This window comes from Streptomyces sp. NPDC085931 (assembly GCF_044540565.1).
In the GTDB taxonomy this organism is placed as follows: Bacteria; Actinomycetota; Actinomycetes; order Streptomycetales; family Streptomycetaceae; genus Streptomyces.
Map to the genome: position 1 here is coordinate 84384 of NZ_JBITSK010000014.1, position 12265 is coordinate 96648.

Consider the following 12265-nt stretch of genomic DNA (forward strand, 5'->3'; position numbering starts at 1 on the left):
GTGACGTGGGGGGAAGGTCCCACCTGCAGATTTCGGAAGCCTCTGTGGCCCCGGGAGCCTCAAGAGCCATTCCGGCATCCTAGGGAGGACGCGAAGCCCGCCCGCCGGTCAGACGGTCCGATGAGTATTCCGACTCGGAATCGTTATCGCCGGGACCCCCGGTGAGCAGGGCTTATCGGTATGTCCGCCCTGATCGTTCGGGTGCGCACCCGTCGATAAGCCGCAGTTCGGACGGGGTGACGGTGATTGACGTCACGTCAGGAGCGCGGGCTCGGCGGCCCGTTCCGCAGTCAACTCCCGGGCGGTGTCCGCATCCTCCGGCGGAGTCTCCCAGTCGGGTTCCGGCCGGGGCGGTGACACCGTCGTCTCCTGCTTGCCTCCCCGCCGGAAGGCGGAGGTGCCCCAGGCGAGGTCGTGGCCGATCGCGACGGCGTCGATGTCCGCCGAGGTCCGGTTCTGCCCGTCGCGCACATCGGTGCGCACCTTGAGCCTGCCCTGCACGATCACGGGCTCGCCCACGGTCAGCGACGCCGCCGTGTTCGTGGCGAGCTGGCGGTTGGCCCACACCGTGAAGAAGTTGGTGTGCCCGTCCGTCCACGTGTTCTTCTCGCGGTCCCAGTAGCGCGCGGTCACCGCCAGCCGGAACCTCGCCGACGGCCCGGACGCCGTCTCCCGGTACACCGGCTGCGTCGCCACCCGGCCGACCGCGCACACCATCGTCTCGTTCATCGCGTTCCCCTCCCTCGCCCGGCGTCGACACCGGGCCGGCACACGTACGGGCCCGCCCCGTACGGCTGTGTCCCCCAGACTGCCGCCGCCGGGCCGGGCCCGCTGAACGCTGTGGACCGCCCTCTCACCTGTGGACAACTCCGTCACCCGCAGGGGTGACGCGCAGCGGTCGCACGTCCAGGCCTCAGGCCCCCACCACCCGCCCGTACTGCTCCCGCACCTCCCGGTACCGCAGCAGCTCCGCCGCCACCGGATCCAGCACCCGTGCCCTGCCGCACCCGGCCGCCGCCTCACGCAATCGCCGCTCGGCCTCCAGGCCGTAGCGCCGGCCGGGGCCGCGGGCCGCCATGCGGCAGCTCCACTCGATGAGCGGACCGCCGACGATGCCGATCACCATCAGCAGCACCGGCACACCCAGGTTCGGTGCCATGAACCCGATGATCTGGCCCAGCAGCCACAGCCCGCCGAGGAACTGCAGGATCGTCATGGACGCCTGGGTCAGCACCGCCACCGGCCACCACCCCGGCCGTGGTGGCCGCCCGGCCGGTACCCCCGCGCGCACGGACAGCTCGTCCAGCGCCTCGGGCAGCCCCTGCGCGCCGCGGGCGGCCGCCTCGCGCACCGCCTGGGCCCACGGCGCGGGCAGTCCGGCCGAGGCCCGGTCGGCCACCGTGCGCACCGCCTGCTCGACCCGCTGCCGCGCGGTGGCCTCCTCGTCCGCCTGGGTGCGGGCGGTGATCCTGCCGGTGGCGGGCTCGCCGCGGTCCTGGTACCAGCGCCACAGCCGCAGCCAGGGCGTGCCGCAGGCGCGGTTGGCGTTGCGCAGCCAGGCCCGTTCGGCCGCCTCGCCCGCCGCCGTGGCCCCGACGGCGTCCGCGAGCCGGTCGGCGAACTCCTCCCTGGCCTGTTCGCTGAGCCCGGTCCGCCGCCGCGTGGCGTAGACGGGCCGCAGCCGGGCCGCGGCGATGTCGACGTCCGCCGAGATGCGCCGGGCCGGTGCGCCGCGCTCGGAGACGAACTGGCCGAGCGCCTCGCGCAGTTCGCCGACCCCGTCGCCGGTGAGCGCGGAGAGCGCCAGGACGGTCGTACCGGGCTCCCCGTACTCCCCGAGGGCGATGCCGTCCTCGTCGAGGAGCCGCCGCAGGTCGTCGAGGACCTGCTCGGCGGCCTCCCCGGGCAGCCGGTCGATCTGGTTGAGGACGACGAACATGACCTCGGCGTGGGCCGCCATCGGCCGCAGGTAGCGCTCGTGGAGGAGGGCGTCCGCGTACTTCTCCGGGTCGACGACCCAGATGACCGCGTCGACGAGCGCCAGGATGCGGTCGACGTGCTCACGGTGCTGCACGGCGGCGGAGTCGTGGTCGGGCAGGTCCACCAGGACCAGTCCGCGCAGTGACTCGCCGTCCCCGGTGGGCAGCGGCCGCCGCCGCAGCCGGGGCGGGATGCCGAGCCGCTCGATCAGGCTCGCGGCCCCGTCGCTCCAACTGCACGCGATGGGCGCGGCGGTGGTGGGGCGGCGCACCCCGGTCTCCGAGATGGCGACCCCGGCGAGCGCGTTGAACAGCTGCGACTTGCCGCTGCCGGTGGCGCCCGCGATGGCGACGACGGTGTGCTGCCCGGAGAGCCTGCGCCGGGCGGTCGCCTCGTCGAGGACCCGGCCGGCCTCGGACAGGGTGCGGCTGTCGAGCCGGGTGCGCGACAGGCCCACCAGTTCGCGCAGGGCTTCGAGCCGGGAGCGCAGGGGACCGTCGTAGACCAGCGGGGTCACCGTGGTGGGGGCGGCGGAGCGGCTGTCCAGCGCGGGGAACGCGGTCCCGTCCGTGGTCTCCGTGACCCGGCGGGCGATCAGGCCGTCGTCCCAGGACTCCGCGGCGTCCGTACGGGCCGCGCGCTCGCCCTGTGCGGTGCCCGGGGACGGGTTTCCGGTGCGCGGGTCTCCGGCGGCGCGCGGGTTTCTAGCGGTGCGCGGGTTTCCGGCGGCGCGCGCCCGGTTCGCCTCGCCGTCCGGCTGGTCGGCGTGCTCGGTGGGGTCCTGGTCAGTGATGGCGGTCACCGGTCACCTCTCCTTCTGCAGTACCGACAGCGCGGCGATGAGTTCGGCCTGGGGCTCGGGGTGGATGCCGAGGGCGTCGAGGGGGGCGAGCCGGCGCTCGCGTTCGGCGTGCAGGACCCGGTCGACGTGCTGGCCGAGCAGCCGTCCGGCCCGGTCGCGCAGCCGCAGCGCGCCGTGGGCGCCGATCCGCTCGGCGAGCCCTTCCCCGGCCGTGCGGCCGCGGCGGCCGCCGAGCAGGGAGGTGGCGACCAGGGCGGCGACCAGCTCGGGGTCGGGCGCGAGAGCACGGTCCAGCTCGCGCACCTCCTCCTCGGCGTGCTCCTCCAGCTCGCGCCGCCAGCGCCGGACGGCGAGCCCGATCCGGTGCTCGGCGCTGTCCGCCGCGGGCTCGCGCGCGGCCAGTTCCGGAGCGGCCGAGGCCGGTTCACGCCGCCAGGCGTCGTCCACGCGCTCGTCGGCGGCGGTGACGGCGCACAGCAGCAGCGCGCTCAGGCTCTCGACGAGCGCGTCGAGCAGTTCGGCGGCGGTGCAGTCCAGGGGGAAGGCGCGCCACCGCTTGAGCGCGTCCCCGGCGAGCACGGCCCCGGACTGCAACCGGCCCCGCACGCGCGCGTGCTCGCTGTCGTACGCCCCCTCGACGGCCGAGGTGAGTCGCAGGGCGGCGGCGTACTGCGCGGCGGCGGCGCCGGCCAGCTCCGGCATGCGGGACTTGAGGGAGTCGAGGACGCCGTAGGCCGTCCGGGCCAGGATCTGCTGCCGGGCCGCGGGGTCCTGGGCGTGGTGGACGAGCCAGTTGCGCAGCTGGGCGACGGCCGTGGCCGGCAACAACCCCCCGCCCCAGGCGGACTCGGGCAGTTCCGGCACGGTGAAGCGCGGCACCTCGCCGAGCCCCGCCTTGGTGAGCAGGGCGCCGTACTGCCGTGACACCTCGTTGACCACCTGGTGGGGCACCCGGTCGAGCACGGTCACGAGGGTGACGTCGTACTCCTTGGCCGTGCGCAGCATGTGCCAGGGGACGGCGTCGGCGTAGCGGGCGGCCGTGGTGACCATCACCCAGATGTCGGCGGCGCAGATGAGTTCGGCGGCCAGGACGCGGTTGTCGGCGACCAGCGAGTCGATGTCGGGCGCGTCGAGCAGGGCGAGGCCGGGGGGCAGGGTCTCGGCGGTCTCGACGCGGAGCACGCGCGCGGGGTTCTCGCCGGGCAGCAGCAGGTCGTCGGTGGCGTCCTGCTGGGGCACCCACACCCGGGTGAGGTCGGGCAGCACCCGCATCCCGCTGAACCAGTGGTGGTCCTCCGGATGGCAGACCAGCACGGGCGTCCGGGTCGTGGGCCGCAGCACGCCCGCCTCGCTGACGCGCCGCCCCACGAGGGAGTTCACGAGGGTGGACTTCCCGGCGCCGGTGGAGCCGCCGACGACGGCCAGAAGTGGCGCTTCGGGGTCCCTCAGTCGGGGCACCAAGTAGTCGTCGAGCTGGGCGAGGAGTTCGTCGCGGTTGGCACGCGCGCGTGGGGCCCCCGCAAGGGGCAGCGGGAAGCGTGCGGCGGCGACACGGTCGCGCAGGGCGGAGAGTGCGTCGAGCAGCTGAGGCCGTACGTCCAAGGTCACCACATGTGAAGAATGCCCAATTTTAGGGGAATTCTGAAGCATATGAGCATGTCTGCGCGCCGACGGAACACAAGGGACGGAAGGGACGACTGGGACACGGGCACAGTCCAGGCATAACGAGTGCACAACACCCGATGCGTCGGACGCCAAAAGCGATGCACGATTCGTACCTGCCTGCGATTATCAGGACCGCTTCACCGAACCTCCACATCGAGCCACGGAGGCGAAGCAACAGGGACGAGGATGCGGGAGCCCTATCCTTGTCCCCGGCAACGTCACGGATCGGCCCACACCCGGGCACCCAGACAGAGGCCACCACACCCGGCCCCCGTAGCTCAGTGGATAGAGCAGGCGCCTTCTAAGCGCTTGGCCGCAGGTTCGAGTCCTGCCGGGGGCGCCACCTCTCACCAGCAAAAACGCCCCAGAGGGGATCTCCCCTCCAGGGCGTTTCGTGTCTGTGACGGCAACCGCCCCGTCAGGCGCCGGAGCTGACGTGTTGTCCACTCGCCGGCGGTTGTTCCAGGCGCATGCAAAGCCCGGCAAGCGACACCGGCTCCGGCCCCGACATCGTCGTCATATGAGGTATGAGGGGTGAGTGCGGTCGGCCCCGCCGGTCACGTCGCCACGGTGGCCCGGCCCTGCACAACGCCGCCGTCGAGTGATCACCGCCCGGCCCTCTCCGGGCGGTGCGAGGGGGGCGAGGCCGGGCAGCGGTGACCGGCGGTGGTGGACGAGTCCGGGCCACAAGGCTAACCCCCAGGTCACAGCCCCCCACCCCTACGCGTTTCCGCCCAGCCCTGGCGGTACGGCAAGATGGGGTGTATCTGCCCACTGCCAGTTTCAAGCTGCCGGACGGTTTCTCTTGGCTGAGTTCATTTACACCATGCGCAAGGCGCGCAAAGCGCACGGCGACAAGGTGATCCTCGACGACGTGACGACGAGCTTCCTGCCGGGGGCGAAGATCGGCGTCGTCGGCCCGAACGGCGCCGGCAAGTCGACGATCCTGAAGATCATGGCCGGCATCGAGCAGCCGTCCAACGGTGACGCCTTCCTCACGCCCGGTTACACGGTCGGCATCCTGCTGCAGGAACCGCCGCTGAACGAGGAGAAGACCGTCCTGGAGAACGTCCAGGAGGGTGTCGCCGAGATCAAGGGCAAGCTCGACCGGTTCAACGAGATCGCCGAGCAGATGGCGACCGACTACTCCGACGAGCTCATGGACGAGATGGGCAAGCTCCAGGAGCAGCTCGACCACGCCAACGCCTGGGACCTCGACGCCCAGCTGGAGCAGGCCATGGACGCCCTGGGCTGCCCGCCCGGCGACTGGGCCGTCACCAACCTCTCCGGTGGTGAGCGCCGCCGCGTCGCGCTGTGCAAGCTGCTGCTGGAGCAGCCCGACCTGCTGCTGCTCGACGAGCCCACCAACCACCTCGACGCCGAGTCGGTGAACTGGCTGGAGCAGCACCTGGCCAAGTACCCGGGCACCGTCGTCGCGGTCACCCACGACCGGTACTTCCTCGACAACGTCGCCCAGTGGATCTGCGAGGTCGACCGCGGTCGCCTCTACCCCTACGAGGGCAACTACTCCAAGTATCTGGAGACCAAGGCCGCCCGCCTCAAGGTCGAGGGGCAGAAGGACGCCAAGCGGCAGAAGCGGCTCAAGGAAGAGCTGGAGTGGGTGCGCTCCAACGCCAAGGGGCGGCAGGCCAAGTCCAAGGCGCGTCTGGCCCGCTACGAGGAGATGGCCGCCGAGGCCGACAAGATGCGGAAGCTGGACTTCGAGGAGATCCAGATCCCGCCGGGCCCCCGCCTGGGCAACGTCGTCGTCGAGGTCAACAACCTCACCAAGGGCTTCGGCGACAAGCTGCTCATCGACGACCTCTCCTTCACGCTGCCGCGCAACGGCATCGTCGGCATCATCGGCCCCAACGGCGCCGGCAAGACCACGCTGTTCAAGATGATCCAGGGCATCGAGGAGCCGGACTCCGGCTCCATCAAGGTCGGCGAGACCGTCAAGATCTCGTACGTGGACCAGAGCCGCGAGAACATCGACCCCAAGAAGACCCTGTGGGCCGTGGTCTCCGACGAGCTGGACTACATCAACGTGGGACAGGTGGAGATGCCCTCCCGCGCGTACGTGTCCGCCTTCGGGTTCAAGGGGCCGGACCAGCAGAAGCCGGCCGGCGTGCTCTCCGGCGGTGAGCGCAACCGGCTGAACCTCGCGCTCACCCTCAAGCAGGGCGGCAACCTGCTGCTCCTCGACGAGCCGACCAACGACCTCGACGTCGAGACCCTCTCCAGCCTGGAGAACGCGCTGCTGGAGTTCCCCGGCTGCGCCGTGGTCGTCTCCCACGACCGGTGGTTCCTGGACCGCATCGCCACGCACATCCTCGCCTACGAGGGCGAGTCCAAGTGGTTCTGGTTCGAGGGCAACTTCGAGTCCTACGAGAAGAACAAGGTCGAGCGGCTCGGCCCGGACGCCTCCCGTCCGCACCGCGCCACGTACAAGAAGCTGACCCGGGGCTGATCTTGCGGCACATCTACCGCTGCCCGCTGCGCTGGGCGGACATGGACGCGTACGGCCACGTCAACAACGTGGTGTTCCTCCGCTACCTGGAGGAGGCCCGTATCGACTTCCTGTTCCGCCCGGACAAGGACTTCCAGCAGGGGTCCGTGGTGGCTCGCCATGAGATCGACTACAAGCGGCAGCTGGTCCACCGGCACCACCCGGTGGACGTCGAGCTGTGGGTCACGGAGATCAGGGCGGCGTCCTTCACCCTCACCTACGAGGTGAAGGACGGCGACCAGGTCTACGTGCGCGCCTCGACGGTGATCGTGCCGTTCGACTTCGAGGCGCAGCGCCCGCGCCGGATCACCGAGCAGGAGCGGGAGTTCCTCAGCGAGTACATGGACGACGACGAGGAGGAGGCCGTCGCCGCATGACGGTGCTCCACCTCGCCGACGAGGGGGAGGCGGCGGATCTCGCCGCCTTCCTCTCCCGGCTGCTCCACTACGACCGCGGGGCCGCGGTGCGTCTGCAGGCCGCGGGCACCGCGCTCGCCGTCTTCGGGCGGCCGCCGTCCTTCGACGTGCTGGCGATCCGCGCGGTCCGGCTGGCGAAGCCCTACGAGAACGGGCTCGACGTCACGCTGGACGCGACCGTGTCCGCCGGTGAGCTGCTGGAGTCGGTGGACGACAAGGGCGCCACGGCCGTCGTGCCGGGCGCCGTGACCGGACCGCCCTGGGCCGGTGTGCTGCCGCCGCGCGGCGGCTGGCGGCCCGAGCCGGGGCTGCCCGGGCCGGACGCGCTGCGGTCCCTGGTGGCCGCCGTGGTCGCCGAGTTCCGCTCCCGCACGCAGGAGCTGCCCGACGAGCGGCGCACCCGCGCCGAGCTGGACCGGATCGGCCGGGACATCTGGTCCCGCACGGTCGGCGACACCCGGCTGCCCGTCCGGGCCGTGCACGCCGCGCAGGCGCTCGGCTTCCTGCGGCCCGGAGCGCCGCCGGCCCTGTTGTCGTCGGGCGCCTGGCTCCGGCTGCGCACGCCCTACGGGTCGACGGCCGTACGGCGGGCCGGGCTCGGGGCGCTGGACGTCAGCGTCCGCTGACCGGCTCCCCGCCGGGCGACCGGCCCGGTCAGGGTTCAGCCCGGGGTGTTCACCATCGACGCCGCCGCGTACGTCAGGTAGTTCCACAGCGTGTGCTCGTGCTCCTCGGACAGGCCGAGCTCCTCCACGGCGACCCGCATGTGCTTCAGCCAGGCGTCGTGCGCCGCGCGGTCGACCGTGAAGGGCGCGTGCCGCATCCGCAGGCGCGGATGGCCGCGGTTGTCGCTGTACGTCGTGGGGCCGCCCCAGTACTGGATGAGGAAGAGCGTCAGGCGCTCCTCGGCCGGGCCCAGGTCCTCCTCGGGGTACATGGGCCGTAGCAGCGGGTCCTCGGCGACTCCCTCGTAGAAACGGTGGACGAGCCGACGGAAGGTCTCCTCCCCGCCGACCTGCTCGTAGAAGGTCTGCTCCTGAAGCGTGCCGCGCCGAATCTCTTTCACGCCGTCCATGGTCTCAGACGCGCCGGCATAGGACTTGAGACCTAGGACCCGGCCGAAGATCCCCGCCTTACTGTGGAGACATGGGCGGCCACGACACGGAACTCGACGCACTCGCCGCCTCCGCGCGGGCGGAGCTGGTGCGGCGGATCGAGGCGAGCGGGGCCTGGGCGGCCGACCCCGGGTGGCGGGAGGCGTTCGCGGCGGTGCCGCGCCATCTCTTCGTGCCGTACTACTACGTCGGCGCCGCCCGGGGCTTCGAGCGCCGCTGGGGGGAGAGCCCGGAGCGCGAGGCGCGCCAGCGGTGGCTGCGCGGTGCCTACGAGGACACCCCGCTGGCGACCCGGCTGCGGGACGGTGAGCTGCTGTCGTCCAGCAGCCAGCCGTCCCTGATGGCGGACATGCTGGTCGCGCTGGACGTACGGGAGGGACACCGGGTGCTGGAGATCGGCGCCGGGACCGGGTACAACGCCGCGCTGCTGGCCCACCGGCTCGGCGACGACCACGTCACCACCGTCGACCTCGACCCGGAGATCACCGAGTCGGCCCGCCGGCACCTGGCCGCGGCCGGGTACCGCCCGCTCGTCGTCACGGGCGACGGGACCCGGGGCGTGCCCGAGCGGGCGCCGTTCGACCGGATCATCGCCACCTGCGCGCTGAGCACGGTGCCGCGGGCCTGGCTCGCCCAGGTCCGTCCCGGCGGTCGCGTGCTCCTGCCGCTCGCCACCGGCCTGATCGTGCTCACGGTCGGCGACGCCGGGCACGCCGAGGGACGGTTCCGGCACACGCCCGCCTACTTCGTGCCGCTGCGCGGCCAGGGCCGGCCCGGGGGCGAACCGCTCCAGCTGGGCGGGGTGCCGCACCGGGCCCGGGAGGACGACCTGTTCCGCTTCCTGCTGACGCTGACCCGCGGCAGCCTCGACCCGCAGGAGGCGCACGCGCTGTGGGAGCAGGAGGGCAGGCCGCAGCGCGAGCGCTACGGCATCACCGTCCGCGGGGATCGGGAGTGGGCCTGGCTGGACGACCCGGAGGGGCCGTACGCCTGGCCCCTCCCGTCCTGACGGGAGCCCCCGGACGACGGGGCCCGGTGGGCTCAGCCGCGGCGGATCGTGATCGTCGTCCAGGCGCCGACGTGGACCCGGTCGCCGTCCTGCAGCGGTACCGGGACGAACGGCTGGATCGGCTCCTCCGAACCGTTGACCGTCGTGCCGTTCGTCGAGTTCTGGTCGACGACCGCCCAGCTGCCGTCCGGCTGCTGGACCAGCACCGCGTGCTGGTGGGAGACGCCCGGGTCCTCCGGGGGCGTCGACAGGTCGATGTCGGGGGTGTCGCCGGTGGAGTGCCGGCGGCGGCCGATCGTGATCTGGTTGCCGGTGAGCGTGCGCTGCTGCTCGGGCGAGTACGCCGGCAGGTTCAGGCCCGCGGCCTCAGGGCCGGAGCGCTGCATCATCGCCATGAAGTACTCGCGGTCCGGGCCGATCGTCGCGGTCCAGGTGGCCGGGCCCTGGGGGGCCTGGGGCTGCTGCGGGAAGCCGCCGGGTCCGGGCGGGGCCTGGGTCGCGCCGGGCTGCGGGTAGCCGTAGCCACCGCCCTGGCCGGGGCCGCCCGGGCCGCCGGACGGCGGGGAGATCACCCAGTCGTCGTCACCGCCGCCGAAGGACGGACCGCCCTGCTGCGGCGGTCGCCGGGTCTCCTGCGGGAAGCCGGGCGGGGCCGGCGGGCCGGACGGGTGGTAGCCCTGCGGGGCGCCCGGACCACCGTGTCCACCGGGACCACCGTGTCCACCGGGACCACCGTGTCCACCGGGACCGCCGTGTCCACCGGGGCCGCCGTGCCCGCCGGGGCCGGGCGGGGGCGGGACCGGGCGGGACGGGTCGGGGCCGAATCCGGGCGGGCCGGAGGGGCCGCCGGGGCCGCCGGGGCCGGGGTGGCCCCCGGGACCGGGACGGCCGGACGGGTCGCCGCCGAAGGGCGGGATCGGCTCGGCCGGGCGGTTCATCTGCGAAGGACGGGAGCTCTGGTAGTCGTACGCGTCACCGCCGCCGTACGACGGGCCCCCGGGGCCGGGCCGGCCCGGCTGCTGGAAGCGCACGCCCTGGCCGGGCGGCGGCGGGGGCGGGGCCGCGGGGGTGTACGAGGTCGCCGTGTTCGTCAGGAAGTTCCACCGGCACTCCTCGCAGAACGGCGCACCGCCCTCGCGGGGCGTACGGCACTGCGGGCAGAGCTCCGGCTCGGCGTTGGGCACGGCGGACAGGTGCGGCGGGCGGCCGCCGGGCTGGCCGCCCGGGCCGCCGGGACCGGCGGCGGGCGGGAAGCCGTAGCCGCCGCCGGGCGGGGGCGGCGGGGGAGGCGGAGGCACGGCACCCGCCATGCGGTGACCGCAGACCTCGCACCAGTCGTCGGAACCCGACTGGTGTCCGTTCGGGCAGGTCGGCATGTCGGCGCGTCCCTCCTTCGATCTCTTCTAGGTCACTTCTTCACGCGAACAGTCTTGGTGGACCGGGTTTCGAGCGTCATCTCGTCGGCCTCCTCGACCTTCGCCTTCAGTCGCACAGTACCGGTCGCGGCATCGACCACGTCCACCACCTTCGCAAGCAGTTTCGCAGTATCGGCGTTCCCGGAGGCACTCGCGAGCTGAACGGCCCGGCCCAGTTTGGCCGTTGCGCCGTCCATATCTCCCGCTTTGCGCAGATCCAGCCCTTGTTGGATGACCTGTGCCAGTTCGGCCTGCCCCGTGTAGTGGGCGACCTGCGGGTTGATCGACGTCGAGGCGACCATGTCGTCCGTCCACACGGCCCGGACCAGGCCCTGCGCGCCGAGGTTCTGGACGCTGCCGTCGGGCTGCGGGACGACCAGCGAGATCCGGGCCGCCAGCATCTCCTGGCCGAGGTGCGCGGGCGGCACCTCCACGCAGAGGTGGTAGTCACGGGACTCGTCCCCCCAGGAACCGAGCGGGTAGTCGCCCGCGCGCGGGCCCGCCTCGGTGCGCCGGCCGGTCAGTTCCTCGACCGTGGGGGCGACCTGTTTGACGAACTTCACCGTCGTGCCGACCGGGGTCCACAGCCGCAGGGAGACGTCCGCGACCTCCTTGCCCATGGCCGTCTCCATCATCCGCGTGAAGTCGGCGGCCAGCCCGGCCGGATCGGCGACGATGTCGGCCGTGCCGAGCAGGGCGGAGGCGATCCCTGTGACTTCTTTCACGTCCCAGTCGGTGCCCACACCGCGCGCGTCACACGTGAAGCGCCCGGCGCACGCGTCGAGCGCGGCCTTCAGGTCCTCGGGCGACTCGTGCTCGTTGCGGCCGTCGGTGAGCAGGATGCCGTGCCGGATGGTGACGTCCGCCGAGGACAGCAGCCGGTCGGCCAGGCGCAGCCAGGTGCCGATCGCCGTGCCACCGCCCGCGCTCAGCGAGCGCAGCGCCTGCTTGGCCTGGGCCCGGGTCGTGGCGTCGGCGACCGCGACCCGGCCGCCGCCCGGGTAGACCTCCCTGGCCACGTGCGTCCCGCCGATCACGGCGAAGTGCACGCCGTCGCGCAGGGTGTCGATCGCGGCGGCCGTGGCGTCCCGGGCGTTGCGCATCTTGGTCGGCGGATAGTCCATCGACCCCGAGCAGTCGACCATGAGCGCCACGGCGGCGGACGGGCCCTGGCCGGGCGCGTAGAGGTGGGGCGACGCGACCGCGCTGCCGATCGTGCCGCCGCCGGTCGCCGTCACCGTGACGATGGCGTTGACCTCGCCGGAGCCCTCCGGCAGGTACTCGTTCTGGTACACGTCCACCGAGAACCGGGGCACGTTCGACTTCGAGAAATTGGCCATGCCTGCTTCGATCC

The 12265-nt window shown here is 72.8% G+C and carries 10 protein-coding genes and 1 tRNA gene; 5 read left to right on the forward strand and 6 right to left on the reverse strand.

The window, feature by feature from the left end; translation table 11 throughout:
* Positions 1 to 252 precede the first annotated feature (252 nt).
* The 3 genes from ACIGAN_RS27170 to ACIGAN_RS27180 form a co-directional block, all read right to left on the reverse strand.
* Positions 253 to 729 (reverse strand): single-stranded DNA-binding protein, encoded by a 477-nt coding sequence (locus ACIGAN_RS27170; RefSeq protein WP_399861500.1) that lies wholly within the window; start codon positions 727 to 729, stop codon positions 253 to 255.
* 184 nt (positions 730 to 913) lie between these two features.
* A complete protein-coding gene (locus ACIGAN_RS27175; protein WP_399861503.1) occupies positions 914 to 2782 on the reverse strand; it encodes a GTP-binding protein in 1869 nt (622 codons plus the stop codon).
* A 3-nt stretch (positions 2783 to 2785) separates the two neighbouring features.
* The gene (locus ACIGAN_RS27180; RefSeq protein WP_365098657.1) at positions 2786 to 4393 is read right to left on the reverse strand and encodes a dynamin family protein; all 1608 of its coding nucleotides are present in this window, start codon (positions 4391 to 4393) and stop codon (positions 2786 to 2788) included.
* 321 nt (positions 4394 to 4714) lie between these two features.
* On the opposite strand from ACIGAN_RS27180, the gene ACIGAN_RS27185 reads away from it, so the two are divergent.
* The 4 genes from ACIGAN_RS27185 (at position 4715) to ACIGAN_RS27200 (ending at position 7998) form a co-directional block, all read left to right on the forward strand.
* Positions 4715 to 4790: transfer RNA gene (locus tag ACIGAN_RS27185), tRNA-Arg, on the forward strand.
* Between the two features lie 462 nt (positions 4791 to 5252).
* Positions 5253 to 6917 (forward strand): energy-dependent translational throttle protein EttA, encoded by a 1665-nt coding sequence (gene ettA, locus ACIGAN_RS27190; RefSeq protein ID WP_094055543.1) that lies wholly within the window; start codon positions 5253 to 5255, stop codon positions 6915 to 6917.
* 2 nt (positions 6918 to 6919) lie between these two features.
* Positions 6920 to 7333, forward strand: coding sequence for an acyl-CoA thioesterase (locus tag ACIGAN_RS27195; protein WP_365098654.1), 414 nt, complete (start codon positions 6920 to 6922; stop codon positions 7331 to 7333).
* Entirely contained in the window at positions 7330 to 7998 is a 669-nt protein-coding gene (locus ACIGAN_RS27200) for a hypothetical protein (RefSeq protein WP_399861507.1), read from the forward strand. Before ACIGAN_RS27195 ends, ACIGAN_RS27200 begins: the two co-directional genes overlap by 4 nt.
* Positions 7999 to 8033: 35 nt before the next feature.
* On the opposite strand, the gene ACIGAN_RS27205 is transcribed toward ACIGAN_RS27200, so the two are convergent.
* The gene (locus ACIGAN_RS27205) at positions 8034 to 8447 is read right to left on the reverse strand and encodes a globin (RefSeq protein WP_365098650.1); all 414 of its coding nucleotides are present in this window, start codon (positions 8445 to 8447) and stop codon (positions 8034 to 8036) included.
* Positions 8448 to 8518: 71 nt separating this feature from the next.
* Between ACIGAN_RS27205 and ACIGAN_RS27210 the strand changes: the two genes are divergently transcribed.
* The gene (locus ACIGAN_RS27210; RefSeq protein ID WP_399861509.1) at positions 8519 to 9496 is read left to right on the forward strand and encodes a methyltransferase domain-containing protein; all 978 of its coding nucleotides are present in this window, start codon (positions 8519 to 8521) and stop codon (positions 9494 to 9496) included.
* 32 nt (positions 9497 to 9528) lie between these two features.
* On the opposite strand, the gene ACIGAN_RS27215 is transcribed toward ACIGAN_RS27210, so the two are convergent.
* Together ACIGAN_RS27215 and ACIGAN_RS27220 are read right to left on the reverse strand one after the other, a co-directional pair.
* Positions 9529 to 10872 carry an FHA domain-containing protein gene (locus tag ACIGAN_RS27215; protein WP_399861511.1) on the reverse strand — a complete coding sequence of 448 codons (1344 nt, stop codon included), beginning with the start codon at positions 10870 to 10872 and terminating at the stop codon, positions 9529 to 9531.
* A 32-nt stretch (positions 10873 to 10904) separates the two neighbouring features.
* Positions 10905 to 12251, reverse strand: a complete 1347-nt coding sequence (locus tag ACIGAN_RS27220) for a vWA domain-containing protein (RefSeq protein ID WP_399861514.1) — start codon at positions 12249 to 12251, stop codon at positions 10905 to 10907.
* Between the last annotated feature and the right edge of the window lie 14 nt (positions 12252 to 12265).

What these genes read in the sequence shown, in the direction of transcription:
- ACIGAN_RS27170 (WP_399861500.1), bottom strand. Translation starts at nt 729, where the DNA reads ATGAACGAGACGATGGTGTGCGCGGTCGGCCGGGTGGCGACGCAGCCG.
- ACIGAN_RS27200 (WP_399861507.1), top strand. Translation starts at nt 7,330, where the DNA reads ATGACGGTGCTCCACCTCGCCGACGAGGGGGAGGCGGCGGATCTCGCC.
- ACIGAN_RS27205 (WP_365098650.1), bottom strand. Translation starts at nt 8,447, where the DNA reads ATGGACGGCGTGAAAGAGATTCGGCGCGGCACGCTTCAGGAGCAGACC.
- ACIGAN_RS27210 (WP_399861509.1), top strand. Translation starts at nt 8,519, where the DNA reads ATGGGCGGCCACGACACGGAACTCGACGCACTCGCCGCCTCCGCGCGG.
- ACIGAN_RS27215 (WP_399861511.1), bottom strand. Translation starts at nt 10,872, where the DNA reads ATGCCGACCTGCCCGAACGGACACCAGTCGGGTTCCGACGACTGGTGC.
- ACIGAN_RS27220 (WP_399861514.1), bottom strand. Translation starts at nt 12,251, where the DNA reads ATGGCCAATTTCTCGAAGTCGAACGTGCCCCGGTTCTCGGTGGACGTG.